20 protein-coding genes are annotated in these 25,996 nt (G+C 42.9%); 13 read left to right on the top strand and 7 right to left on the bottom strand.

Features of this window, described 5'->3' with window-relative positions; genetic code table 11:
• The first annotated feature begins 42 nt into the window (after positions 1-42).
• From DW036_RS03580 to DW036_RS03525, 11 genes are all read left to right on the top strand, one after another.
• Positions 43-2,823 carry a T9SS type A sorting domain-containing protein gene (locus DW036_RS03580; protein ID WP_118461346.1) on the top strand — a complete coding sequence of 927 codons (2,781 nt, stop codon included), beginning with the start codon at positions 43-45 and terminating at the stop codon, positions 2,821-2,823.
• Positions 2,824-2,889: 66 nt separating this feature from the next.
• On the top strand, positions 2,890-4,125 hold the full coding sequence (locus DW036_RS03575) for an MFS transporter (RefSeq protein ID WP_118461344.1): 1,236 nt from the start codon (positions 2,890-2,892) through the stop codon (positions 4,123-4,125).
• Positions 4,126-4,150: 25 nt separating this feature from the next.
• On the top strand, positions 4,151-4,600 hold the full coding sequence (locus DW036_RS03570) for a YhcH/YjgK/YiaL family protein (RefSeq protein WP_118461342.1): 450 nt from the start codon (positions 4,151-4,153) through the stop codon (positions 4,598-4,600).
• A gap of 20 nt (positions 4,601-4,620) precedes the next feature.
• Positions 4,621-5,379: a creatininase family protein gene (locus DW036_RS03565; protein WP_118461341.1), complete on the top strand. Its 759-nt coding sequence runs from the start codon at positions 4,621-4,623 to the stop codon at positions 5,377-5,379.
• Positions 5,380-5,422: 43 nt separating this feature from the next.
• The gene (locus DW036_RS03560; RefSeq protein WP_118461339.1) at positions 5,423-6,631 is read left to right on the top strand and encodes a hypothetical protein; all 1,209 of its coding nucleotides are present in this window, start codon (positions 5,423-5,425) and stop codon (positions 6,629-6,631) included.
• Positions 6,632-7,272: 641 nt separating this feature from the next.
• Positions 7,273-9,069: a 30S ribosomal protein S1 gene (gene rpsA / locus DW036_RS03555; protein ID WP_007212914.1), complete on the top strand. Its 1,797-nt coding sequence runs from the start codon at positions 7,273-7,275 to the stop codon at positions 9,067-9,069.
• A 149-nt stretch (positions 9,070-9,218) separates the two neighbouring features.
• Positions 9,219-10,133 (top strand): ribonuclease Z, encoded by a 915-nt coding sequence (locus tag DW036_RS03545; protein WP_118461335.1) that lies wholly within the window; start codon positions 9,219-9,221, stop codon positions 10,131-10,133.
• Positions 10,134-10,235: 102 nt separating this feature from the next.
• Entirely contained in the window at positions 10,236-10,556 is a 321-nt protein-coding gene (locus DW036_RS03540) for a T9SS type A sorting domain-containing protein (RefSeq protein ID WP_115502465.1), read from the top strand.
• 20 nt (positions 10,557-10,576) lie between these two features.
• The gene (locus DW036_RS03535; protein WP_007212919.1) at positions 10,577-11,131 is read left to right on the top strand and encodes an RNA polymerase sigma factor; all 555 of its coding nucleotides are present in this window, start codon (positions 10,577-10,579) and stop codon (positions 11,129-11,131) included.
• Positions 11,132-11,179: 48 nt separating this feature from the next.
• The gene (locus tag DW036_RS03530) at positions 11,180-11,554 is read left to right on the top strand and encodes a hypothetical protein (protein ID WP_118461333.1); all 375 of its coding nucleotides are present in this window, start codon (positions 11,180-11,182) and stop codon (positions 11,552-11,554) included.
• Between the two features lie 32 nt (positions 11,555-11,586).
• A complete protein-coding gene (locus DW036_RS03525; RefSeq protein WP_118295104.1) occupies positions 11,587-12,060 on the top strand; it encodes a hypothetical protein in 474 nt (157 codons plus the stop codon).
• Between the two features lie 154 nt (positions 12,061-12,214).
• On the opposite strand, the gene mazG is transcribed toward DW036_RS03525, so the two are convergent.
• Positions 12,215-13,003: a nucleoside triphosphate pyrophosphohydrolase gene (mazG, locus tag DW036_RS03520; protein ID WP_022393291.1), complete on the bottom strand. Its 789-nt coding sequence runs from the start codon at positions 13,001-13,003 to the stop codon at positions 12,215-12,217.
• A 12-nt stretch (positions 13,004-13,015) separates the two neighbouring features.
• Positions 13,016-14,065: a DUF3810 domain-containing protein gene (locus DW036_RS03515; RefSeq protein WP_118461331.1), complete on the bottom strand. Its 1,050-nt coding sequence runs from the start codon at positions 14,063-14,065 to the stop codon at positions 13,016-13,018.
• 120 nt (positions 14,066-14,185) lie between these two features.
• Between DW036_RS03515 and DW036_RS03510 the strand changes: the two genes are divergently transcribed.
• Together DW036_RS03510 and DW036_RS03505 are read left to right on the top strand one after the other, a co-directional pair.
• On the top strand, positions 14,186-14,827 hold the full coding sequence (locus DW036_RS03510; protein WP_118461329.1) for a hypothetical protein: 642 nt from the start codon (positions 14,186-14,188) through the stop codon (positions 14,825-14,827).
• 65 nt (positions 14,828-14,892) lie between these two features.
• Positions 14,893-17,523 (top strand): valine--tRNA ligase, encoded by a 2,631-nt coding sequence (locus DW036_RS03505; protein ID WP_118461327.1) that lies wholly within the window; start codon positions 14,893-14,895, stop codon positions 17,521-17,523.
• A gap of 160 nt (positions 17,524-17,683) precedes the next feature.
• Here DW036_RS03505 and DW036_RS03500 read toward each other — a convergent pair whose 3' ends face one another.
• The 5 genes from DW036_RS03500 to DW036_RS03480 all read right to left on the bottom strand — a co-directional run bounded on the left by DW036_RS03500 (position 17,684) and on the right by DW036_RS03480 (position 25,709).
• A complete protein-coding gene (locus tag DW036_RS03500) occupies positions 17,684-18,130 on the bottom strand; it encodes a hypothetical protein (RefSeq protein WP_118461325.1) in 447 nt (148 codons plus the stop codon).
• Between the two features lie 66 nt (positions 18,131-18,196).
• Complete coding sequence (locus DW036_RS03495) at positions 18,197-19,306, bottom strand: DUF6340 family protein (RefSeq protein WP_118461323.1); 1,110 nt, start codon at positions 19,304-19,306, stop codon at positions 18,197-18,199.
• A gap of 130 nt (positions 19,307-19,436) precedes the next feature.
• Positions 19,437-22,733: a preprotein translocase subunit SecA gene (gene secA, locus DW036_RS03490; RefSeq protein WP_118461321.1), complete on the bottom strand. Its 3,297-nt coding sequence runs from the start codon at positions 22,731-22,733 to the stop codon at positions 19,437-19,439.
• A 189-nt stretch (positions 22,734-22,922) separates the two neighbouring features.
• The gene (locus DW036_RS03485; RefSeq protein WP_118461320.1) at positions 22,923-24,491 is read right to left on the bottom strand and encodes an alkaline phosphatase family protein; all 1,569 of its coding nucleotides are present in this window, start codon (positions 24,489-24,491) and stop codon (positions 22,923-22,925) included.
• Positions 24,492-25,709, bottom strand: coding sequence for a DUF4105 domain-containing protein (locus tag DW036_RS03480; RefSeq protein WP_187374543.1), 1,218 nt, complete (start codon positions 25,707-25,709; stop codon positions 24,492-24,494).
• Positions 25,710-25,996 lie beyond the last annotated feature (287 nt).

Raw genomic sequence — 25,996 nt, 5'->3', positions numbered from 1 at the left:
TCATTATTTGTTGATTTTAATTTTAATTCTAATTCTAATGCCATGAGAAAGATTTTACTTTTAATGATCTGTCTTGTGCCTGTTTTATTACAGGCACAAGACAGGCATTTCTCAGCAGTGAATCCAGCATTATTTTCTTATAGTACTGATGATGTTTATATTCAACAGCCTCAGAAGTATAACAATGGAAAGCAGTTAATTTCTCCTAATCCTCAATTGTATCCATGGGAAGCCAAACTGGAAAATGGAATGCCTAATGCACTTGTAGACCCTAATGGCAATTTATCTATTTATCTTTCGAGTTTCATAGTGTATTCACCCACTCCACCCTCGAAGGTTGGAGTAATGGTTTATACTAATAACACGAACAATCTGAATTCTTGGACTCGCCCAAACGCAAATTTATATTGGTACAAGGCAAGTGGAACGACTGCAGATGAAAAAATATTACCAACTCATGTTGCAGGTTCAATACCGACCAACTTGGTTGCAGTTGATATAGAGAGTTTAGGGATTTTTAATGACGGAACAACTGCTGCTAAACCATTGAAACTAATATATGTAGCTCAAAGAGAGTTTGTTTATAAATATCTAACAGCTTATGAAATGTCTCGTAACGTTGATAGTAATGGGGTCTTAGCAGGGTTTACAAACATGAAGGCGGATAGATTAACTGCTCAAAAGGTTTTTACTTTTCGTAATATTAATGCTGATACTCATATGAATTGGTTGATGCAGGATGGGAAATATTATTTTACTTCGCGGGTTAACTCTCGCCGCTCTGCTTTAAAACCGGGAGAAGTACCTCCTTTTAATCCAGACCCCCGTAAAAGATTTAGAAGAAGCACAATAACAGAGGTGGGGGAACAGATTGTTTCTAAGAATACAACGTTTAGTACGATTCTAGAATATTCTACGAAACAATGGGAACCTTATAGTATGCAGCCTTTTAGGCTTCCCGGATTTGAAAAAGATATGTGGTTTGGGTTGGTTACCATGTATGGTGTTGAAGGATATCCGGAAATTGAAACAAAACAGCGAACAGAACTGGCTGTTTCAAATAATGGAAAGGATTGGTATTATCTGAAACCCGGTACTCCATTTCTTGATAATGGAACCGATCCTCAGGCGGACGATCATGGTTGTATCAATATTGCTACTCCTGTATATAATACAAAGTTTCATGCGGGAAGGAATGCGAATGATCCGTATTTCTTTTATGCTTCTTCAAGAATCGGGCATGTTGAAGCGCGTAATTCAGGAATATCGTTAGCTACGTCTAAATACGGCAAGATTGCGGGTTTAAAAGCAACGAATGAAAAAATATTTTATTCGATGAATCCGGTAACGAATCCTAAAATTAAGGCGAATGATATGCCGTTATTTTCTATAAGTAATGCATTTGCTATTGATGCGGAGTTTTATCCTTACATATTGGGGGATATTACAAGTGATCCGAGAGGGAAAACACTCACACAATTAAATAGTTATGTTTCCGTACGCTTATTTACCTACAACTCTGCAAATCCTCATGGCTTGGGAGCGGAATTGGGAGGGACATTGGGAAGCTCTAAAACAGGAACTCAATATGTTTCAGATGAATACATTGCTGTACCTTTTGTTTCGGGGGGAGTCAACGGAACTAGTAAAGCTAAAATTTTAAAATTAATAAAAAGCTGGTCGGAGGCAGTTCCTACAAAAATCTTTTCTATAAAGGATTTACCTGATATCCCTGTTGTGGTGGAAACAAGAGTGAAAAATGCGACTCTTTATGGTATTATGTTTAAAGGTGCAGCCAATAATAGTTCTACCATGAATATAGAAAGTGCTAATGAATATAAATCTGATCATAATTTATGGGAGTTTAAACCGAATCAACCGATTTTGACAGATTGTTTTACGAAAGATTTTAGTACTGATTTAAGATTCCCGAACGAGGCAAAACCGACACAACTAGAGTCAGGGTCGTTTGCCATTAAAGTGAATCCCGGGAATAGTACAACAGATCAAACTATTTTTAAAATGTTTGGAGACAATGAAAACTATATTACCTTGGATTTTACTACTGATGGAGCTTTTAGATATAGGTTAGTCAAAGAAGGTACGGATTATCTCAATATGCGGATTGCTCCTCCTTCCGGTAAGATATTTCAAGGCAATGATGTTATCATTACACTTGAAGATGTTAAGCAGGGTGACCGTAAATATGATAAATCTAATAATGAAGAAACAACAATCTTTAGAGTCAAATGTGCCAGTATAAATTTTGAAAAAACAATATCGCAAGCTATTATATGGAATATAAAAAGTAATGTGCCTACAGCCAAAGATAGCTGCTATGCGCGTGGATATGCTTATCTGCCGTTTACAGCTTTTGTTGGAAATATGAATAAAATAGTTATTGGGGGAAGTACTGAATCTTGTGCTAATAAATTTACTGGGCCTATTTATCAAATGGAAGTTGCTGAGAAACTTCCAACAGGAAATAATGATTTTTGGGATAATACAGCAACTCGAAGTATACTAAGTTCAAATTCTGATATGAATAGCAATAAGGGAGGAAAAACAAATGTATATGTTTATCCTAATCCAGTGAGGCGAAATGGAATTGTTACGGTAAAGATTTTGTCTGAACAAGAGCCAACAGCATTGATAATGTTGTATACTTCTATGGGAAAACTTGTAAAACAGTTTGATTGCCCAGTTTCGTATGGGAATTGTGAAATCGATTGTGATTTATCGGGATTATCTGCTGGTATTTATCTAATGAAAATCGTTCGAGGAAATTTGATATCCACCCATAAGATTATAGTTACAAATTAGGTGTTCCAGTAGTGTTATAACATCGACAAATGTACTTGGAATTAACAATTGAATATAGATAACATAATGAATAAAATTAAAATTTATCCTTGGATAGTAGTAGCTCTTCTTTGGGGAGTAGCCCTTCTCAATTATATGGATCGCCAAATGTTGAGTACCATGAAAGATGCTATGGAGATTGATATTTCTGAACTTCAGTCGGCTACTAACTTCGGGCGTTTAATGGCTGTATTTCTTTGGATTTATGGCTTTATGAGTCCGGTAGCTGGTATGATTGCCGATCGTCTGAATCGAAAATGGCTTATTGTGGGAAGTTTATTTGTATGGTCGGCTGTTACTTATGGAATGGGGTATGCAGATACATTTGAGCAAATTTATTGGTTGCGTGCATTAATGGGAGTCAGTGAGGCATTGTATATTCCGGCCGGCTTGTCATTAATTGCTGACTGGCATCAGGATAAGTCGCGTTCATTAGCCATTGGCGTTCATATGACAGGATTGTATACAGGTCAGGCTATCGGTGGCTTTGGTGCTACGGTTGCTGCCGCTTATTCATGGCATACTACGTTTCACTGGTTTGGTATAATTGGTATTATCTATGCAGTGGTCTTGATGCTGTTTTTGCATGAAAATAAAGAGCATGTTGAAATTGAACGTTTACGACGTGAAGAACCCAAGGAAAAGTCATCTTTATTTAAAGGACTTTCTTTGTTATTCAGCAATATAGCATTTTGGGTAATTCTGTTTTATTTTGCTGTTCCAAGCCTTCCGGGATGGGCTACGAAAAACTGGTTGCCGACTTTATTCTCTGAAAACCTGAATATGCCAATGTCTGAGGCAGGGCCGATATCTACAATAACGATTGCCGTCTCTTCTTTCTTTGGTGTGCTGATAGGTGGTGTCTTGTCTGACAGGTGGGTGCTGAAGAATATTCGTGGACGTGTTTATACCGGTGCTATTGGATTGGGACTCACAATTCCGGCTTTAGCCTTGTTGGGCTTTGCACATAATATGGTGGGTATTGTGGGGGCAGGATTGCTATTTGGTGTTGGATTTGGAATTTTTGATGCCAATAATATGCCTATTCTTTGCCAGTTTGTCTCTGCCAAATATCGTGCTACAGCTTATGGCATTATGAATATGACCGGAGTATTTGCCGGGGCAGCTGTCACAGGTTTGCTTGGTAAATGGAGTGATGGCGGAGAACTGGGGCTTGGCTTTGCTATGCTGGGTATTGTGGTGCTTTTGGCAGTGGCATTGCAACTATACTTTCTGCGTCCGAAGACTGATAATATGGAATAGTGTTAAACCTTAAAAATGGATTATTATGATTGTATCTGATTTGAAGAACAGCAGTCGCATTGAGCTGCTTCATCCTTTGTTTAAACAGTTGTTTGATTATGTAAAGCAACATAATTTGCTGAAGACGGAATTGGGGCGCATTACTCTGGATGGGGATAATCTTTTTATCAATAATGTAGACTTGGATGGAGTAAAGAAAGAGAAGCAAGTATTAGAACTTCATCGTAAGTATATTGATGTGCATATACCACTATCCGGAAAAGAAACGATTGGATGGAAGCCATTGGAAAAACTGGAAAATGAAGTTATTGCTTATGAACGAGATTCGGATTGCGCTCTTTATTCGGATATGCCGACTGCCTATGTGGATATTTATCCGGGTGAGTTTGTCATTGTTTATCCTGAAGATCCTCATGCTCCCGCTATTGCAGAGGGGAAAATACGTAAGTTAATTGCAAAAGTAAGAATAATGTAATCTAAACACACATTTTATATATGATGGAAAATGTTGATTTATCCATATTGTCTTATGGAAAAGTAAAAGACCTGAAGTATGATTTGGTGATATTGCCTTGGGGAGCTACAGAACCTCATAATCTCCATTTGCCTTATCTGACTGATTGTATCTTGGCTCATGATATAGCGGTTGATGCTGCTCTTCGCGCAAAAGAACGTTATGGTGTACAATGCATGGTGATGCCACCTGTGACAATGGGGGCACAAAATCCGGGGCAGCGTGAACTGAATTTCTGTGTGCATACCCGTTATGAAACTCAGAAAGCTATATTGACGGATATTGTAGCGTCTCTCTATGTACAGGGATTTCGTAAGATGGTTATAATCAATGGTCACGGGGGGAATTGTTTTAAAAATATGATTCGTGATCTGGCGTTTGAGTATCCTGATTTTCTGATAGCTTCCAGTGAGTGGTTTACTGTGCTTCCTGCGAAAGATTATTTTGATGATCCCGGAGACCATGCAGATGAAGTAGAAACATCGGTTATGATGTATTATCATCCTGAATTGGTGAATTTGGATGAGGCTGGGGAAGGAAAATATAAACCTTTTGCGATGAAATCTTTAAGGGAAAAGGTTGCTTGGACGCCTCGTAATTGGCAGAAGGTGTCAGATGATACTGGCATTGGAAATCCGAAGTTGGCAACTAGTGAAAAAGGGAAAAACTTCAGTGGTGCAATAGTCTATAAGTACGCAGAGTTGTTTGCTGAACTTATAGGGGAAAAAATGTACTTATAGAGAGAGTTTTTATATAGCAATTTAATCATAAAAAATCAATATTATGAAAAGTGAAAATCAATGCAATTTGCTAATTCTTTCATTGGGTAATGAAGAAAGAGGACAAAAGGACAATGGATTGAAAAAAAGTATTACACTCTTATTGTTATGCTTACTGTATATGCCATTGTATGCCCAATATACAGGAAATTTACCATCTTTGGGGCAACCGTATGATTATGATAGGGCTGCAAATGGCCAAGTTTTTGAAGTTGATTATGGAGGTACTCTTCCTAAAGATAGGGCTATGTGGTCTATAAAGATAGCTGGAGAAGAACGATTGAGGGTTTGTAGGAATGGTACACTGGCGCTTCTGGGAGAATATAATAGTTATCCTACATTCAACTTTTATACATCGAATAAATATTTTTTGGGATCTATAAATGCAAAGGGTGAAAATTTGAATCTTGTTGGATATAGGGCTATTGGCATTTATCCAAGGCAGATTCCTACGGCGACTATTATGTTTGATCGGGGGGAGACCCGTTCAAATGTTGCTCTCAACTTTTATAATGAAAATTTGAACTATTTAAATGTTAAGAGTGGGAGGAATCAGGATGCTGCTATTATAAATCCGGCAGCTAAATGGCTGCGCATTGGCAGTAAAAGTGGAGTTGCTTTTTGGGGAAACGAAAATGCTGATAATGACGATTCTCCTCATTTTAAAATATTAGGTACTGAAGTCTACTCTTATGTTCCTATAAAAATGATGAGAAACAATGTTACTATGGTTTTTTCAACGGATGAAATGAATAGTGCGGGCTGGCTTGGCACATCAACGAATAATGGACTTTGTTTGGGTACGAATAGTACTTCACAGTTTTTTATTGATAATATTCAAAATGTATATATTGGAATGTCCAAGCAGGAAGCTAATAAAATAAAACAGGATTTGAGGAATAAATATCGTTTGTTCGTTACAAAGGGAATTTTATCAGAAGATTTTGCCATAGCACCGAAATCCACGTGGGCCGATTATGTTTTTAATAAAGATTATAATCTTCGTGGACTTAATGAAGTTGAAGAGTTTATTAGTGAAAATAATCACCTCCCGGATGTGCCTTCTGCTAAACAAGTGGCTGATGAGGGGTATTCACAGCATGATATGAATAAGGCTTTGTTGCAGAAAATAGAGGAACTTACGTTGTATGTGATTAAGCAGGAGAAGAAAATTGCAACTTTAGAGTCTGAATTGGAGAATTTGAAGAAGTAAGAAAAATATCTGAGCACTTGACTTCGGCTTTTCAATGTCGTTTATTTGTATTCGTAATCTTAACTCAGATTCAACTTAAAATTAGCATAAGAGGAGAGGCATTGTCTCTCCTCTATTTGTCTCCTCCCTTCTCATACCATTTGAAATGCCACACCTTAGCTTTCCGAATGCCACAGCTCAATAAGTGAAATGCCATAGCTCAGCAGGTGAAACATGTGGCATTTGAGGATTGACGTGTAGCATTTATTTCATTGACGTGTGGGATTTAGACCATCTGTTTCAGAAGCATACCAGTGATGCTATCGACTATCGCAAATCACCGGAAGGAGTTAATAATATGTAAATCGGCTCTTGACAAGAATCCGTCTTTAATTCACAAAGTTCTCTACTTCTCAATTATTGCTTTTAAATAGAGTACTTTAGTTTTGTATACAGGACGTTTTTGCCTTGTTTTCGTTCTCTATATACAAAACAATTCGGTCGAAGTTCCCACTACTTTTATACGGACCGGATGTAAAAATACCGAGAAATAACAGATCGAACTTTTTGTTCTTCAAGAAAATACTCCTATCTTTGCGCCCGAATTTATGAGCTAATATAATGTCTCACTCAATTAATTATTAAACAACTTATTTTATTTAATGGAAAACTTAAAAAATGTAGCGCCTGTTGAAGACTTCAACTGGGATGCTTATGAAAATGGCGAAACCTTCGGTGGTGCCAGCCACGAAGAGTTGGAAAAGGCTTACGACAGTACGCTTAACAAAGTTAACGACCGTGAGGTAGTTGACGGAACTGTAATCGCGATGAACAAACGTGAGGTTGTTGTGAACATCGGTTACAAATCAGACGGTATCATTCCTCTGAATGAATTCCGCTACAATCCTGACTTGAAGATCGGTGATACTGTAGAAGTATACATCGAAAACCAGGAAGACAAAAAAGGACAGTTGGTTCTGTCTCACCGTAAAGCTCGCGCTACTCGCTCTTGGGATCGTGTGAACGCTGCTTTGGAAAACGAAGAAATTATCAAGGGTTACATCAAGTGCCGCACAAAGGGTGGTATGATCGTAGACGTATTCGGTATCGAAGCTTTCTTGCCGGGTTCTCAGATCGACGTGAAACCTATCCGCGACTACGATGTATTCGTTGGCAAAACTATGGAATTCAAGGTTGTTAAGATCAACCAGGAATTCAAGAACGTGGTTGTTTCTCACAAGGCTCTTATCGAAGCTGAACTGGAACAACAGAAGAAAGAAATTATCGGTAAGCTCGAAAAAGGACAAGTTCTTGAGGGTACCGTTAAGAATATCACATCTTATGGTGTATTCATCGACCTGGGTGGCGTAGACGGTTTGATTCACATCACTGACCTGTCTTGGGGCCGCGTAAGCGATCCGAAGGAAGTGGTTGAACTCGACCAGAAGCTCAACGTTGTTATCCTCGATTTCGACGATGAGAAGAAGCGTATCGCTCTCGGTCTGAAGCAACTCACTCCGCATCCTTGGGATGCTCTTAGCGCTGAACTGAAAGTGGGTGACAAGGTGAAGGGTAAAGTAGTGGTTATGGCTGACTACGGTGCATTCATCGAAATCGCTCCGGGCGTTGAAGGTCTGATCCACGTATCTGAAATGTCTTGGTCACAACACTTGCGTTCTGCACAAGACTTCATGAAGGTAGGTGACGAAGTGGAAGCAGTAGTTCTGACTCTGGACCGCGAAGAACGTAAGATGTCTTTGGGTATCAAGCAACTGAAGCAAGATCCGTGGGAAACTATCGAAGAGAAGTACCCTGTTGGTTCTAAGCACACTGCTAAAGTTCGTAACTTCACTAACTTCGGTGTATTCGTTGAAATCGAAGAAGGTGTTGACGGCTTGATCCACATCTCTGACCTGTCTTGGACTAAGAAGGTTAAACATCCTTCTGAATTCACTCAGATCGGTGCGGACATCGAAGTTCAGGTACTGGAAATCGACAAGGAAAACCGTCGCTTGAGCCTTGGCCACAAGCAACTCGAAGAAAACCCCTGGGATGTATTCGAAACTGTATTCACTGTAGGTTCTGTACACGAAGGTACTATCATCGAAATGCTGGATAAGGGTGCTGTTGTTGCTCTGCCTTATGGCGTAGAAGGTTTCGCTACTCCGAAACACCTCGTTAAGGAAGATGGTTCTCAGGCTCAGATGGATGAGAAACTGTCATTCAAGGTTATCGAGTTCAACAAAGATGCTAAGCGTATCATCCTTTCTCACAGCCGTATCTTCGAAGATGCTGCAAAGGCAGAAGAAAGAGCTGAAAAGAAGGCTGCTGGTAAGAAGCCGGCTGGCAATAAGAGAGAAGACGCTCCGGCTATTCAAAACCAGGCTGCTTCTACTACTTTGGGCGACATCGACGCTCTGGCTGCTTTGAAAGAGCAAATGGAAGCTGGAAAGAAGTAATCACTTCTATATATAAATAAGGTGAAGGGTGCTTGTTATTACAGGCGCCCTTCCTTTTTTTCGTATCAGAAGATAAGCCGCATCTCAGCAAAACTTTTTCATGCAAGCATGAAAGTTCTGCATTCGATTTGCATTATCTTTGCAACATTATGGAGAAATTTGAACTACATATACTGGGCTGCGGTTCTGCGCTGCCTACTACCCGTCATTTTGCCACTTCGCAAGTGGTGAATGTGCGTGACAAACTTTATATGATAGACTGTGGAGAAGGATCTCAATTACAGTTCCGCAAGTCCCGACTGAAGTTTTCCCGCTTGAATCATATTTTTATTTCCCATCTGCATGGAGATCATTGTTTTGGTTTGCTGGGATTGATATCCACGCTCAATCTGCTGGGGCGCACGGCCGAGTTGCATATCCATTCACCGAAAGGATTGGAAACCCTATTGGCTCCGATGCTAAGTTTCTTTTGCCGGCAAATGACGTATAAGGTTCTTTTCCATGAGTTTGAGACGAAAGAACCCGGAATGATCTATGAGGACCGTTCTCTGACAGTGACTACCATTCCATTGCGTCATCGTATGCCTTGTTGCGGTTTTCTGTTTGCAGAGAAGCAGCGGCCCAATCATATCATTCGGGAGATGGTCGACTTCTATGAAGTGCCGGTATACGAGTTGAATAGGATAAAGAATGGGGAAGACTATGTGACTCCGGAAGGCAAAATCATTTCCAATTCCTTACTGACACGTCCGTCTGATCCACCGCGTAGTTATGCCTACTGTTCAGATACCATCTACATGCCTGAGATTGCAGAACAGATAAAAGGAGTAGATCTGCTATTCCATGAGGCCACTTTTGCAAATGCAGACTTGCCTCGTGCCAAAGAAACTTTTCATACTACTGCTGCTCAGGCGGGAGAGATAGCCAAGGCGGCAGGAGCAAAGAAGTTGGTGATCGGGCATTTTTCTGCCCGCTATGAAGATGAGAATGTTTTGCTTAAAGAAGCTTCGGCTGTTTTCCCCGAGACGGTGCTGGCTAAGGAAACGCTGTGTTTGGAGGTATAAATGATAATCACTAACAAATTATCATTTAACCGTCTGTTTTTTGTTTTATCGAACCGAATGCCGTATATTTGTACGGAATAATCTGAAAACATAGGCTTATAGATGAGAAAGTTACTCTACTGTTTTTTCTTTTTGTTGACTTTTTCGTCGCAGTCCGTGGCATGGGCACAGGACGGTCGGAAGCAGGAAACGGCTCAGAAAGAGCAGCCGTCTTCTACTATTGTGCTGACTGTTTCGGCAGATAACCGGGTGCGTGTGCAGAATGCAGAACCCGGCTCCCAGATGGAAGTCTACAATATTGTAGGCGTGAAACTTACCACGATACGCATTGACTCTACGGATGTCACCGTTCAGGTGAATTTGCCTAAAGGTTATTACATCTTTAAGATTGGGAATGTAGTGCGGAAAGTGGTAATCAAATAAACGAAACGGAATAGAGACTTATGAATCCTTCCTATAATGAACGCGAAGTGCTGGAGCTTCTACAAGATGAAAGTACACAAAAGCGAGGGTTTGAGTTGATTGTTGCGCAATATAGCGAACAGTTATACTGGCAGATCCGTCGTATGGTGCTTTTGCATGAAGATGCCAATGATTTACTTCAGAACACCTTCATTAAGGCATGGACCAATATCGATTATTTCCGTGGGGATGCGAAGCTTTCTACCTGGCTCTATCGCATCGCTTTGAATGAATGTTTGACTTTCCTAAATAAACAACGCGCTGTAACTACTGTTTCTATCGATGATGAAGATGCTTCTGTACTTCAGAAGTTGGAAAGTGATCCCTATTTCTCCGGCGACCGGGCACAGAAGTCTCTACAAAAAGCATTGCTTACACTGCCGGAAAAACAACGTATGGTATTCAACTTAAAGTATTACCAGGAAATGAAATACGAGGAGATGTCCGACATCTTCGGCACATCTGTTGGTGCTCTGAAAGCCTCTTATCATCATGCCGTGAAAAAAATAGAAAAGTTTTTGGAGGGAGAGGTTTAAACCTTTACCCCAAAACATAGTCTAACCTAACAGAGAGGAAAAAAGCTTATGAAAGAAGAAGATAACATATTGAAGAAGGTAGGGAAGGAAAATGTTTTCCGTGTTCCTGACGGATACTTTGAGAATCTTACTTCAGAGGTGATGAGCCGGCTTCCCGAAAAGGAAACACCTGCAATTATTAAGAGAGAGCCTACGAAGTGGGAGAGAATCAAGCCATGGGTATATATGACTGCCATGTTTGTCGGCGCAGCATTGATTATCCGCGTTGCTTCTACTGAACGTACACCTGTTAACGACCGGATGGCGATGGACGAACCTGAAACAGAAGTTGTTTCTGATGAATATATCAGTACGGTGCTGGATAATTCCATGCTGGATGATTATTCGCTGTATGTCTATCTCACAGATGCCGGCGCAGAGTGATGTGAGTAACAACTTAACCGTATGAGAAGAAAATGAAAAAGCTAATTGTTTTGTTTATTGTGATGTGCAGTTTCATCCCCTTGTCGTGGGCTATGGACGGATGTAATCAACATTTGTCTCCTGACGAATTCCGTGCCAAGCAGAAAGCGTATATCACTGAAAAAGCCGGATTGACTAAGGAAGAAGCCGCTAAATTCTTTCCTGTTTATTTTGAATTGCAGGATCGCAAAAAGCAACTGAATGATGAGGCATGGAACTTACTTCGGAAGGGAAAGGATGAAAAGACGACCGAAGCGCAATATAATGAGATTTTAGAAGGCGTATATGATGCCCGTATTGCTACCAACCGTCTGGAGAAAACTTACTATGAGAAGTTTAAGAAGATACTTTCGAACAAAAAGATATATCTGGTACAGCGTGCCGAAATGCGTTTTAACCGTGAGTTGCTGAAGGGGATGCATCATAAAGGTGGAGAACCTCAGAAACCGCAAGGAAAGAAAAAATAACAGAATATTAGGAGCTTCGGCTCCTTTTTTCGTCTATAGCCGATACATGCGGCTGCGAAGGCTTACACTTGCGGGAGTGTAAGCCTTCACTTGTATAAGTGATGGCCTTCGCAGCCGCAAGTGTGAATCTTCGCAGCCGCATGCATTTGAGTTTTTATTTTTCCAGCTTTTTAGCTTCGTTCCAGATGGCGTCCATCTCTTCCAGAGTCATATCATGCAGGTTTTTGCCTTCCTTGATGGTATGTGCTTCCAGATAATTAAAGCGGTTGATAAACTTCTGGTTGGTGCGCTCTAATGCATTATCCGGATTGATCTTGTAGAGGCGTGCGGCATTGATGAGGCTGAATAGCACATCCCCGAATTCGGCTTCTGCCTTGTCCTTATCCATATTGGCCACTTCTGCCTGAAACTCTTGGATTTCTTCTTTTACTTTATCCCACACTTGTTCCCGTTCTTCCCAGTCGAAGCCGACGTTGCGGGCTTTGTCCTGAATACGGTAAGCTTTGATGAGTGAAGGAAGGGCGGCAGGGACACCACTCAATACGCTCTTGTTTCCACCTTTCTCTCTCAACTTCAGTTGTTCCCAGTTTTCGGAAACCTGTCCGGCAGTATCGGCTTTTACGTCACCGAACACATGGGGATGGCGGAAGATTAATTTCTCGCAAAGGTGGTCGCATACATCTTTCATGTCAAAATCGCCTTTCTCGGAACCTATCTTAGCGTAGAAAGCTACGTGCAGCAAGACGTCTCCCAGCTCTTTGCAGATATCGTTTTTATCGTCACGTATCAGGGCATCACAAAGTTCATAAGTTTCTTCAATGGTGTTGGGGCGCAGACTTTCGTTAGTCTGCTTGCGGTCCCAGGGACATTTCTCGCGGAGTTCGTCAAGTATGTCCAGGAAGCGTCCGAAGGCTTCCATCTGTTCTTTTCTTGTATGTAACATATCTTTATAGGGTTATTTATTGCAATGTGTATAATAGGATATAAGCAGCCCGACTACTTCGGAGTAGTTCTTGCGGCCACTTTGGATCTTGTTTCCTTTCAGGTACAGGTCGTATATCCAGTCTTGTATATCACCGATGAGCGGACTGTATTTCTCTGTCCAGTATTCCTGATTACTTTTAGCCAGTTCAATGATTTCGGGGCGTATCCGGTTGAAGAGCTCTTTGTACTCTTCTTCATCCATCAGTCGGCGGGCATTGACAAGTACGTGTCCCAGCACTGAAAAGTAGCCGCAGAAACGGATACCTCGCGCTTGCGAACGGGTACAGACCTGATAAGCGTAGAAGTTGGCTTCCGCTTCGCTGGAGATGCCCAATAAATGTGCCAGTTCGTGAGCATACGTGGCAGGGTACTGTGAAGGGAGCAGATCTCCATTCAAGGTGAATTCACAGAAGAAAGGTCCCATGCTGCCGGTGACGCCCACCATGGAAATCAGCGGAGTGAAAAGCATAGTCTTTACCCGTGGTGATTTATGGAAAGGATGATGTACGCCCAGCGTATCACTGATCTGATTGTACCCGCAAACCGTTTCCCGGCGGATGAGGTCCTTATTGATAGTGGTTACATCTACATACGAACCATTCAGTTTGTCAACGTAATCATTAACAAAGTTCCGGAAGTTTTCGGGAGTGTATGCAGTGTAAGGAATCCCTGTTCGCTGGTAGAAGTTGGGCTGTGAATAATTAAGTCCCCAAGCCAGGTAAAACCAGACGTATATCCATAACAGATATTCAATATCATTCAGCAAGATGCGTTTCCACTTTTTCTTCTGAAAGCGGCGGGCATAGACAGGGTAGAGGAGCACGCCCGCAATGCTGAGGGCTATGAATAAGTCGCCTATGGCAAAGGGAATGAGGCGGGAGAAAGACGAAAGAATATAGGCTATGACAGGATATACGCTGTGTGCATAAATTTTTCCCATAGCCGGAATGAACTGTGTGGCCCAGACTACTAACAAGAGCGTACATAGCACGATATAACGAATCTTCAGCTTATATTTCATCGCAAATTTATTTGAAAGGCAAAAATATACATTTATTAAATGTCACGTAGGAAATTAGCTTTATATTTGCAAAAAAACTATTAATAAGCAATTTAAGTAACGACATTAGACACTGTAATTATGACTGATCAAAATGACATTGAACGCTATTGCCGCAATTGCGTTTCACGCGATTTCGTGAATGGCAGAGGACTGGTTTGCAAGCGTACCGGGGCTATCCCTGCATTTGTAGGTGAATGTGAAAGCTACCAAAAGGATGAAGAACTGGAGAAAATGGCTCCTACTCCTAAACCTGAAGATTATTCGGGATATGTGGACAGGGAAAAGCTGTTGGCTGAGGAGAATTTACCGAAAGCTGTATTATTCGGAGTGTTGGCATGCATCGTAGGTGCTGTGGCTTGGGCTTTGATCTCTATTTCTACCGGATATCAGATAGGATATATGGCTATTGGTGTCGGTTTCCTGGTAGGATTTGCGATGCGCCAAGGGAAAGGAATACGCCCGATATTCGGCATTATTGGTGCTGCTTTGGCGTTGATAAGCTGTGTGATGGGAGATTTCTTCTCTATCGTAGGTCTGGTGGCCAAAGAATATGAAGTCTCTTTTATGGACGTTCTTTTCGATACCAGTTATAGTGAAGTGATGTCTGTGGTAATAGAAAATATGGCTTCCATGACAATCGTATTTTATGGAATTGCTCTTTATGAAGGTTATAAATTGTCGTTCTCTGCACAGAAAGCGCCGGAGGGTGGCAAGATTTGAATTAAATTTAGTAATTTTGCGCCCGTTATTCGCGATAAAATAAATTATATACAGATTTAAAAGATATGGAATTAGCAAGTAAGTACAACCCTGCTGACGTAGAGGGAAAGTGGTACCAGTATTGGTTGGACCACAAATTATTCAGTTCAAAACCCGATGGTCGTGAGCCTTACACCATCGTCATCCCGCCCCCTAACGTCACCGGCGTGCTCCACATGGGACACATGCTTAATAATACCATTCAAGATATTCTGGTACGCCGTGCCCGTATGGAAGGCAAAAATGCCTGCTGGGTACCGGGTACTGACCACGCTTCTATCGCTACGGAAGCGAAAGTTGTAAATAAGCTGGCTGCACAAGGCATCAAGAAGACGGATCTTACCCGTGACGAATTCCTGAAGCATGCTTGGGAGTGGACAGATGAACATGGTGGCATCATCCTGAAGCAGCTGCGTAAACTCGGTGCTTCCTGTGATTGGGACCGCACCGCTTTCACTATGGACGAAAAGCGTAGCGAAAGTGTATTGAAAGTATTTGTAGACCTCTACAATAAGGGCTTGATTTACCGTGGTGTACGTATGGTAAACTGGGACCCGAAGGCTTTGACCGCCCTTTCTGATGAAGAAGTTATCTACAAGGAAGAGCATGGCAAACTGTATTATCTGCGCTATAAAGTGGAAGGTGATGCGGAAGGACGCTATGCTGTGGTAGCTACCACCCGTCCTGAAACGATCATGGGTGATACCGCTATGTGTATCAATCCGAACGACCCGAAGAACGAATGGCTGAAAGGTAAGAAAGTGATCGTTCCTTTGGTAAATCGCGTTATTCCGGTAATCGAAGATGATTATGTGGATATTGAGTTCGGTACAGGGTGCCTGAAAGTAACTCCCGCACATGATGTGAACGACTATATGCTGGGTGAAAAGTATAACTTGCCAAGCATCGATATCTTCAACGATAATGGTACATTGAGCGAGGCTGCCGGTCTTTATATCGGTATGGATCGCTTTGATGTTCGTAAGCAGATTGAGAAAGATCTGGATGCTGCCGGCCTGTTGGATAAGGTGGAAGCCTATACCAATAAGGTAGGTTATTCCGAGCGTACCAATGTAGTTATAGAGCCGAAGCTTTCTATGCAGTGGTTCCTCAAGATGCAGCATTTTGCAGATATGGCATTGCCTCCTGTAATGAATGACGATCTGAAATTCTATCCTGCCAAGTATAAAAATACGTATCGTCACTGGATGGAGAACATCAAGGACTGGTGTATCAGCCGTCAGTTGTGGTGGGGACATCGCATTCCGGCATACTTCCTACCGGAAGGTGGATATGTGGTAGCCGCTACTGAAGAAGAAGCTCTGAAGCTGGCAAAAGAGAAGACCGGCAATCCTGCCCTGACTATGGAAGATCTTCGTCAGGATGAAGACTGTCTGGATACTTGGTTCTCTTCTTGGTTGTGGCCCATCTCTTTGTTTGATGGTATCAACAATCCGGGTAATGAGGAAATCGATTATTACTATCCGACAAGTGACCTGGTAACCGGTCCTGATATCATTTTCTTCTGGGTAGCCCGCATGATTATGGCAGGTTATGAATATGAAGGAAAGATGCCGTTCAAGAATGTGTACTTTACGGGTATCGTTCGCGATAAGTTGGGACGTAAGATGTCCAAGTCCCTCGGTAATTCTCCCGACCCGTTGGAACTGATTGAGAAGTTTGGTGCCGACGGTGTGCGTATGGGTATGATGCTTGCAGCTCCTGCCGGAAATGACATCTTGTTCGATGATGCTCTTTGCGAACAGGGACGTAACTTCTGTAACAAGATATGGAATGCTTACCGCTTGGTAAGTGGCTGGACAATTGATGACAGTCAGCCTGTACCGGAAGCTGCAAGACTGGCATCCTTCTGGTTTGAATCCAAGCAGAATGAGGTTGCTGCCGAAGTAGCTGACTTGTTTAGTAAATACCGTTTGAGCGAAGCTCTTATGGCTGTTTATAAATTGTTCTGGGATGAATTCTCTTCCTGGTATCTCGAAATTATTAAGCCGGCTTACGGACAAGGTATCAACAGTTCAATTCATGCTGCTACAATTGGTTACTTCGATAATCTGCTTCATTTACTTCATCCGTTCATGCCGTTCATTACCGAAGAACTTTGGCAACAGATGTATGAGCGCGAAGAAGGTGAAAGTCTTATGGTATGTCCTTTGACAATAAATACCTATGTGGACGGCGAGACAGTTCGGCAATTCGAAGTAGTGAAAGAAGTGATCAGTAATGTTCGTTCTATCCGTTTGCAGAAAAACATAGCTCAAAAGGAAACGTTGGAATTGCAGGTTGTAGGCGAAAATCCGATTGCAGAATTCAATCCGGTTATCATGAAGATGTGTAATCTCTCGGCAATTGATGTGGTAGATACTAAAACCGAAGGTGCTGCTTCATTCATGGTAGGAACTACGGAATATGCCGTACCTCTGGGTAATATGATTGATGTGGAAGCCGAAATAGCTCGTATGGAAGCAGAACTGAAGCATAAAGAAGGTTTCCTGCAAGGCGTCATGAAGAAGCTGGGCAATGAGAAGTTTGTGAATAATGCTCCTGCCGCTGTCCTCGAACTGGAACGTAAGAAACAGGCGGATGCGGAAAGTATTATCAACTCTCTGAAAGAGAGCATTGCTGCGCTGAAGAAATGATTTATTAGTGATTAAGGTTTAGTGATAAGTGATAAGTGGCTGCGCTATTATTCCGCATGGTGCTAATCACTAATCACTTATCACTTATCACTAAATGAATTAGCCCTTGCAATATCCGATTACTGCAAGGGCTAATTTATTTTTTATAAATCAAATGCTATTACTTTTCCAGCAGTTCTTTCAGAAAAGAATCCAACTCTTCATCCAGACCTTTCAGCAATTCTTCGTTCACAAGCAACGTATCATCATCCATCAGCAGTAACTCTGCAATTGTCTCCTTTTCATCATCCACTAATACGAAAGAGTAAGGTTTCAGGATGGCCAGTTTGTCGAAGTCACCTCCGTTCTTCATGTTGTGGAGTAAAGTGGAAAGAATACGTTCTGCACTTTCGTAGAAATCATCTCCGTCATACGTCATCCATTCCTCGATAGAGACACATGCCAGATATTCGTCTTCATCGTCAAAGATGGACAATTCGCCGGAATTCTGGTTGGCTTGCAGATGAATGTCGGTCACAATAGTTTGCTCACAGCCGCAAGTGTATTTGGCGACCGCCTGTTTAATGGCCTTTTCAAGGAGTGATAATGATGCTTGGCTCAGTTTCATAATAGATATTCTTTCTTAATGGACGTTCAAAGGTATAAAAAAAATAATTACCTCTGCATCATTTCTCTAAAAATCATTCTTAAATCGTTCCATTTGGGCATTCAGCCGGGTCATTCCCTCCTTTCGTTCCTGCAATTCATTCAGGTAGCGGGTTACTGCAAAGTAATTGGGAACGTCGCTGACATCTATTCCTCCCTGCTTTTTTTTCTCTTCGATCTTGTCTATGTCGTATGCTTCTTTTTGTGCCTTTAGTGCCCATTCTTCTGCTGCCTGAATGCTATCTTGCATCTCATATCCTAGAGCTATGTTATAGGCAGCATACATTTTCTGTTTTCCTTTTTTCTTCTTCTCGTAGGTCTGTTTCCAAAGCTCAATGGCCTGTTCCCAGTTGTTTTCACGAACATAAACGGCTGCATCACGCATATTTACCGAACCGCTCGTAAACAGGTAGCGGGAAGCTGTCTTCCAGTATGGCAGCATATACTTTACAGGCACAGTGCCGGCAAATTCAGAAGCTTCTTTCAGCATTTCTGTTTCACTGATGAGCCCTGCACCGGCCTGAGCTATACTGGGGGCAGCATAATCCCAGAAAATGCTGTCGTTGGTATTGATTGTTACCATCGGACCATTTCGGTTAGGCAGGTATACTTTTACGGTAGGGTATACCTTTACGTCTATGGTTCCGGCATAAACACCCCACTCGCGCAGGTATTCAATTTTGCGGAGGGAGCGTAGTTGTATATTTTCCAAAGCTATCAGGAAATCGACATCCAGGCTTTTGGTAAGACTTTCCACTTCACTTTTGCTGAGGGTACTTTCGCGGGGAATCATATCATTGGCCCGTAACATAGAATCGCAAATAACAACTTCATCGAAATAGTTTTCGTTGGCAAGTGCTTCAGCCAGTGCCTCAGTGGTTATTTTAGCATTTCCGTTGAAGTATTTTGTTTTGCGGGCTATTTCCGTCTCATCTTTGTTCTTTTCATCCGTTTCTTCTACGATCAACTTGTTGTCCGGGATGGATGGCATATTATTTACTACGGCTACACGTTTGAGGCTGGGCGGAAAGCTGACTTCTGCCGGCAGCATATAGTCGATGGATAATTGTTCTACGGTCTGGCAACCGCCAAGTAGCAGAGCGCAACAGATCCCTAAGAGATGCGAATACTTAGTCATAGGCTTGTTCTTTATCTAAGAATAACAAAAATACACTTTTGTATGGATATATAAAAGCCTCAAACAGATTTTAACCGTTTGAGGCTTTTATTAGTGATTAGCGATAAGTGATTAGCATACTAATCACTCATTACATATTCCTTCCGTGACAGTTCTTATACTTCTTACCACTTCCACAAGGACAAGGATCATTACGTCCTACAGTTCTTTCCGCACGAATCGGTTCACGTTTCACTTGCTCACGTGTATCCTGTTGGGCGGCAGCCTGTTGATTCGGATCACTCAGATCTTGCTTTTGTTCGCGGTATTTGCTCATGTCCTGCTTCTGTTCAGGAGCAGCTTGCTGAATTTCCTGTGGCTCCTGTACCGGAATTTGTCCACGCATCAGGATAGAAACAGTCTGGTTATTGATCTTATTCACCATTGTATCAAACAGATTGACAGACTCCAGCTTGTAAATCAATAACGGGTCTTTCTGTTCGTAGCTTGCATTCTGCACAGAATGTTTCAATTCATCCAGCTCACGCAAGTTTTCTTTCCATGATTCGTCGATGACGTGCAGCAGGATAGACTTTTCAAAAGCTTTCACCACTTCCTTACATTCGCTTTCGTAAGCGGCTTTCAGGCTACAGGAGATGTTGTACATACGCTTACCATCCGTAATGGGGATAAGAATGTTTTCATACATATGTCCTTGAGTCTCATACACCTGCTTGATAACCGGATAAGCAACCTGTGCCATGCGGTCAGTCTTGCGCTTGAACAGATCCATGGCTACATTGAAAGCTTCTTCTGCAAGTTTCTCTTTCTTTTCGTTGCGGAACTGCTCTTCGCTGAACGGAGTTTCCATAGCGAGTGTTTGTAGGAAGTCCATTTTGCAGTTTTCGTAGTCGGGAGCTTCAACAGCAGCGGCAACACGATCCCAGATCATGTTCACGATGTCCATGCCGATACGTTCACCCATCAAGGCATGACGACGCTTGGTATACACAACGGTACGTTGTTTGTTCATTACGTCATCATATTCCAGCAAGCGTTTACGGATACCGAAGTTGTTTTCTTCCACCTTCTTCTGTGCACGTTCGATGGAGTTGGAAATCATCTTGTGTTCAATCATCTCACCTTCCTTGAAACCGAGGCGGTCCATCACACCGGCAATACGGTCGGAGGAGAACAGGCGCATCAATTCGTCTTCCAGTGATACGAAGAATACAGAAGAACCCGGGTCACCCTGACGTCCGGCACGTCCGCGCAACTGGCGGTCTACACGACGGGACTCATGGCGCTCCGTACCGATAATTGCCAAACCACCAGCAGCTTTCACTTCCGGGCTCAGCTTGATATCCGTACCACGACCGGCCATATTGGTAGCAATGGTAACTGTACCGCTCAAACCGGCTTTAGCTACGATGTCTGCTTCCTTCTGGTGCAGCTTGGCATTCAGTACGCTATGCTCAATCTTGCGCATAGACAACATCTTGCTCAGCATTTCAGAGATTTCTACAGAAGTAGTACCCACCAGTACAGGGCGTCCGGCTTGTACCAACTGTTCGATCTCTTCGATAACAGCTTTATATTTCTCGCGTTTCGTCTTATAAACGCGGTCGTTCATATCTTTACGGGAAATGGGGCGGTTGGTCGGGATCACTACTACATCCAGTTTGTAGATATCCCAAAACTCACCTGCTTCCGTTTCGGCAGTACCGGTCATACCCGATAGCTTGTGGTACATACGGAAGTAATTCTGCAACGTAATGGTAGCGAATGTCTGCGTAGCAGCTTCCACTTTCACGTTTTCCTTGGCTTCGATAGCTTGATGTAAACCGTCGGAATAGCGGCGACCTTCCATGATACGTCCGGTCTGTTCGTCCACAATCTTCACCTGTCCGTCGAGTACAACGTATTCATCATTGATCTCGAACATGGTGTATGCCTTCAACAATTGGTTGATGGTGTGCACTCGTTCGGATTTGATGGCATAATTTGTCATCAATTCGTCTTTCTTAGCCAGACGTTCTTCATCTGTCAACTGTGTTTCGTTTTCCAGTTCGGAAAGTTGTGCGGCGATGTCGGGCAATACGAAGAGGGTAGGATCTTCCGAGTTACCGGTAATCAAATCCACACCTTTATCTGTAAGGTCTACACTGTTCAGCTTTTCTTCGATGACGAAGTACAACGGGTCGGTTGCTTCGTGCATGCGTTTGTTGTTCTGCTCCATGTAGATTTCCTCAGTCTTCAGCATACCAGCCTTGATGCCCTGTTCACTCAGGAACTTGATCAATGCCTTATTTTTCGGCAAAGCTTTATGGCTGCGGAATAAGGCAAGGAAACCTTCTTCCTGTTCTTTCTTATCACTGGAAGCAATGAGGCGTTTGGCGTCGGCCAGATATTGGGTAGCCAGTTTCTTCTGTGCTTCTACCAAGCGCTCTACCAGCGGGCGAAGCTGTTCAAACAACTGCTCTTCACCTTTAGGGATAGGACCTGAAATAATCAACGGTGTACGGGCATCGTCAATCAATACGGAGTCCACCTCATCGACGATGGCATAATTGTGCTGGCGTTGTACAAGGTCTTTCGGGCTGATAGCCATGTTGTCACGCAGGTAGTCGAAACCGAATTCATTGTTTGTACCGAATGTGATATCTGCCAGATATGCCTTGCGACGTGCGTCAGAGTTTGGTTGATGCTTGTCGATACAGTCCACACTTAAACCGTGGAACATGTAAAGAGGCCCCATCCATTCGGAGTCACGTTTAGACAGGTAATCATTCACAGTTACCACATGCACACCGTTTCCGGTCAATGCATTCAGGAATACCGGGAGGGTAGCCACCAATGTCTTACCTTCACCCGTTGCCATTTCGGCGATCTTACCTTTGTGCAATACCACACCACCGAATAACTGCACATCGTAGTGTACCATGTTCCAGGTAACTTCCGCACCACCGGCCAACCAGTGATTCTGATAGATAGCCTTATCATCCTCAATACGTACGAAGTCCTTCGTAGCAGCCAGATGACGGTCGAATTCAGTAGCTGTCACTACAATTTCTTCGTTTTCAGAGAAACGTTTTGCTGTTTCTTTTACAATAGAGAAAGCTACAGGCAGTACTTCATCGAGTGCTTTTTCGTAGCATTCCAGTATTTCTTTCTCCAGTTTGTCTATCTGTGCGAAAACCTCTTCACGGTTTTCCAGTTCAATAGCTTCGATACCTGCCTTCAGTTCTTCTACCTTAGCGCGTTGCTCTGTAGCCGAATTGTGGATGTAGGTTTTCAGCTCTTCCGTCTTGGCGCGTAGAGCGTCGTTATCGAGTTTGGCAACTTCCGGGTAAGCGGCTTTGATCTTTTCCACCCACGGCTGAATTTCTTTCATGTCGCGCGTGGATTTATTGCCGAAAATCGAGCTTAAAAATTCATTAAATCCCATTATATATCTGTTTTTATTATTATTTGCTTAATTAGTTCGGGCGTAACTTTGCCTTAAATGCGGGTACAAAGTTACATTAAAATGCTGATTTACGAGAAGTTTACGAATTGTTTTTTGAGTAAAACACTCAACTTTCGATTCACTTCGTTAACATGTCACTTGATTTACCAAGTAAGATGTGTTTTCAGCTTAAAAGTTCAGTGGAGTAGCTGTACAAGCGTTCGGGGCGCGGATGCGCATCGCACTTGACAGGGTAGGGGCTATGCGGGTAATATTGACAGGAACCCGTATGTTTTCGGGTTTTATACCACCACCCAGAAAGATGAGTGGAGCAGGCACATCTGCATGACGTACTACGCGGCTATCTGTGACATTTTCTTCCACGATAGTCCAGCCGGGCAGCACGTCTATCAGCAGGTCACCGGAACGTTTACGATGGAAACCGTTGCGTGTCAGTTCAATCTGGGGTGACCAAGGACCTAATAATAAGCGATGGGCGGAATAAGCCTCATTCACTCCGCTGAACTGTATCAGGAAGTCGGCGGATTTATTTTGTATCTCCGCTAAATTCAGTTGCTTATTCTCTATTAACTTATGGTTAAGATAAATCTGCTGATTATAGTAGGTTTCTACGTATTGTCCTTCGCCATACGTAGCCATGAGATACATATTCAGCAAGGTAGCGCAGCGGTTCAGGTAGAATTCCCCGCCCGGGATGCGGTACAGGCCCAGGTCCGGTGCTTCCGGGTCGGCATATCCCGTAGATGCAATGCAGAAAATGACATTGTGCAAGCCTACTTTGCGGTCAATGAGGTCGAGTAGGGAGCCGATACTGCGGTCCAGGCGTACATAAGTATCCTGCATTTCCATGGCACACTCCTGTGTGCTCTTATGGTTGTAGTTTCCTGCGTAATAAGTCAGTGCCAGCAAGTCTGGTATCTCATCTTTGGCAATCGTACTCTTTTCCAGGAGTTCCTCTGTGAGTAAGTTTACCTCATCATTGATGAAGGGACTGGTAATCAGCCGGCGGAATTTATTGATCCGTTCGCTGTCGAACTTATATTTAAAGGGTTGATCCCGCCATTCGGGCAGGAACGTATATCTATTTATAGGATGTATCGGTTCCCACACCATATCGCGGATGCGAAAATCGGGTGATTGCCGTTCATTGTATTGGCTCACCCACCATGGGAATTCGCTGTAATATGTAGTACTGCACCACTTACCGGTGTTTTCATTCAACCAGAACGCACCGTTTCCGGAGTGTCCGGCGGCAAGGATAGCTGCATCGCGCGAGGGGGCAATGGCATATACCATACCTTTGTTGCGGGTGGCTACTTTCAGTTCATCGGCAATGGTGGAAGTCAGTAATTGGGAAGGAGAGGAACTCTCGTCGGTGAAGTTTCCCATAAAAGCGGGGTCGTCCACGCAATTCATCGGGCGCAATGTATTGGCATTCATCCATTGCTGGGAGATGATGCCGTTCATTGAGGGCGTCGTACCGCTGTAAATGGCGGCAATGGCAGAGGCGCGGTCTGTTCCGCTGAAGGGAAACTCGGTTTGATAGAAAACCTTGCCTTCGCGCATCAGTCTTTTGAACCCTTTTTCTCCGTATAGGGAAGAGAATGCTTCCATGTAGTCGGTGCGCAGCTGGTCAATCGTCAACGTTACCACTAATTTAGGAGTGGCAGGTAGCGGTTGGGCTTGCAGACCGGTGAAAGTTAATGCGAGTATGGAAGTTATCAGTCCCTTTTTCATTTATCTCTTTTTCGATGTCAAAATAAGATTGCTTGCTGAACGTACCAGCAAACAAAGTGCCAAAGGTAATACAGCTAAGTCAAATCTTTGCGGTATTATCGCCCAAAGCAGTATAAAAAGTGTTAAAACGATAAAATTAAGTACCATGTATCGACTTTTTTGTCGTTTTCTCACCTTATTTATCATCCACGGGAGGCAAAATAGGTGCAACGGGTGGAATACAAACAGTAAATAATTGGGGCTTACTGCCGGGTGTTGGGAAAACAAGGCCAGGAAAGCAAGGATACATCCGGCTATTCCGGCACAGAAGAACAAAATTAAATCCAGTCCCCAGAGGGTTTTCTGGCGTCGGATACCGTAGATGGTGGCGGCAGTTACCAGGATGAACAGCAGCAAGGCCGATTGCATCGGGGTAATACCACCGGAGCGGTGGTCGGCAGCTGTCAGTCCGGTTTCCACTATTTTCTCTTCAGAGGATACCAGCGGGCGTGCTTTTCCTTCTTTGTCTATGATTTGGGCTGTATTGAAGTACTCCTGTACATAGAAGGGGACGAACATCATCAGTCTTCGGTTGATAGGCTTGTCAGCTTCGCTACCCATACACATATCCATGCCAAAACGTGACCAAGGATGCCCCTCGCTGTATTTATGCAGTAAATCACGGAAAGAAACTCCCGTGTCATTGTCGGTCATATTGTCAGCATATCGCAGAGAGCCGTCGATGGCTTTCTCTATTTGGTCGCGCGGTCGGGTGGCGCAGTTGTCGTAGAAGAAGTTGTAACGATACTCACGGTTTTCCGGGCGATAGTTTTCCTGAAGCAGATTAAACAAATGTTCCTTTTCGTCCGGAGTAAGGTTCAGTGTTTGTTGCCATACGTCCCGCCCCAGGTAGTTGTATTCGGCTACAAAGTGCTCGTAATTGGTAGCTCCTAACTGGTAGTCCGTCTCTCCTAAAGCGAAGCGGAGAATGAAGTTGGGAGCATTGAAATTGAACATGCCATAGTTGAAAACAGCGTCGATATTCCGGGTAAAGTTTTCGTAGCGGATGGCAGTATGCCCGAAAAGAGAATATATTTCTCCACCCGAGGCGCAGGTCAGCAGGCTGATGCGGATCGAGTCGGATGTCTTTCCCTGCAACGTTTGCTCTTGAGCAGTGGTTATATGCGGGTAAAGAGAATAAAGTATGAAATATATGAAAATGAGTAGTTTTCGTTTCATGCTGCAAAATTAGGCAAAAAGACTGTAATCTTTTTCATTCTTATAGCAATTTCTTTAGTTTATCTTCGGCTGACGAGGTATTCCTTTATTTCTTAGGCATTTTTTTAGAGATTTATCTCTTTTCTGCTGACTCAATATCAGACCGGAAATTCAGGTGATTGGGGGGACGAGACATTTCTAAAGTGTTAAAACTATATGGTAATGAATGAATAGATACGCGGACGACACGGACAAGGCGGACGAACGCGGACTTTAATTTATTATTTATAATAGTATAGCGCAGCTTT

Source organism: Bacteroides sp. AF39-11AC (assembly GCF_003474285.1).
Taxonomy (GTDB): domain Bacteria; phylum Bacteroidota; class Bacteroidia; order Bacteroidales; family Bacteroidaceae; genus Bacteroides.
The sequence above is the reverse complement of the archived record's forward strand: the minus strand, read 5'-3'. Positions and strand labels throughout refer to the sequence as shown.

Excerpts from the sequence above, each read along its gene's own strand:
- DW036_RS03580 (WP_118461346.1), top strand. The coding sequence starts at position 43 with ATGAGAAAGATTTTACTTTTAATGATCTGTCTTGTGCCTGTTTTATTA.
- DW036_RS03575 (WP_118461344.1), top strand. The coding sequence starts at position 2,890 with ATGAATAAAATTAAAATTTATCCTTGGATAGTAGTAGCTCTTCTTTGG.
- DW036_RS03570 (WP_118461342.1), top strand. The coding sequence starts at position 4,151 with ATGATTGTATCTGATTTGAAGAACAGCAGTCGCATTGAGCTGCTTCAT.
- DW036_RS03565 (WP_118461341.1), top strand. The coding sequence starts at position 4,621 with ATGATGGAAAATGTTGATTTATCCATATTGTCTTATGGAAAAGTAAAA.
- DW036_RS03560 (WP_118461339.1), top strand. The coding sequence starts at position 5,423 with ATGAAAAGTGAAAATCAATGCAATTTGCTAATTCTTTCATTGGGTAAT.
- rpsA (WP_007212914.1), top strand. The coding sequence starts at position 7,273 with ATGGAAAACTTAAAAAATGTAGCGCCTGTTGAAGACTTCAACTGGGAT.
- DW036_RS03545 (WP_118461335.1), top strand. The coding sequence starts at position 9,219 with ATGGAGAAATTTGAACTACATATACTGGGCTGCGGTTCTGCGCTGCCT.
- DW036_RS03540 (WP_115502465.1), top strand. The coding sequence starts at position 10,236 with ATGAGAAAGTTACTCTACTGTTTTTTCTTTTTGTTGACTTTTTCGTCG.
- DW036_RS03535 (WP_007212919.1), top strand. The coding sequence starts at position 10,577 with ATGAATCCTTCCTATAATGAACGCGAAGTGCTGGAGCTTCTACAAGAT.
- DW036_RS03530 (WP_118461333.1), top strand. The coding sequence starts at position 11,180 with ATGAAAGAAGAAGATAACATATTGAAGAAGGTAGGGAAGGAAAATGTT.
- DW036_RS03525 (WP_118295104.1), top strand. The coding sequence starts at position 11,587 with ATGAAAAAGCTAATTGTTTTGTTTATTGTGATGTGCAGTTTCATCCCC.
- mazG (WP_022393291.1), bottom strand. The coding sequence starts at position 13,003 with ATGTTACATACAAGAAAAGAACAGATGGAAGCCTTCGGACGCTTCCTG.
- DW036_RS03515 (WP_118461331.1), bottom strand. The coding sequence starts at position 14,065 with ATGAAATATAAGCTGAAGATTCGTTATATCGTGCTATGTACGCTCTTG.
- DW036_RS03510 (WP_118461329.1), top strand. The coding sequence starts at position 14,186 with ATGACTGATCAAAATGACATTGAACGCTATTGCCGCAATTGCGTTTCA.
- DW036_RS03505 (WP_118461327.1), top strand. The coding sequence starts at position 14,893 with ATGGAATTAGCAAGTAAGTACAACCCTGCTGACGTAGAGGGAAAGTGG.
- DW036_RS03500 (WP_118461325.1), bottom strand. The coding sequence starts at position 18,130 with ATGAAACTGAGCCAAGCATCATTATCACTCCTTGAAAAGGCCATTAAA.
- DW036_RS03495 (WP_118461323.1), bottom strand. The coding sequence starts at position 19,306 with ATGACTAAGTATTCGCATCTCTTAGGGATCTGTTGCGCTCTGCTACTT.
- secA (WP_118461321.1), bottom strand. The coding sequence starts at position 22,733 with ATGGGATTTAATGAATTTTTAAGCTCGATTTTCGGCAATAAATCCACG.
- DW036_RS03485 (WP_118461320.1), bottom strand. The coding sequence starts at position 24,491 with ATGAAAAAGGGACTGATAACTTCCATACTCGCATTAACTTTCACCGGT.
- DW036_RS03480 (WP_187374543.1), bottom strand. The coding sequence starts at position 25,709 with ATGAAACGAAAACTACTCATTTTCATATATTTCATACTTTATTCTCTT.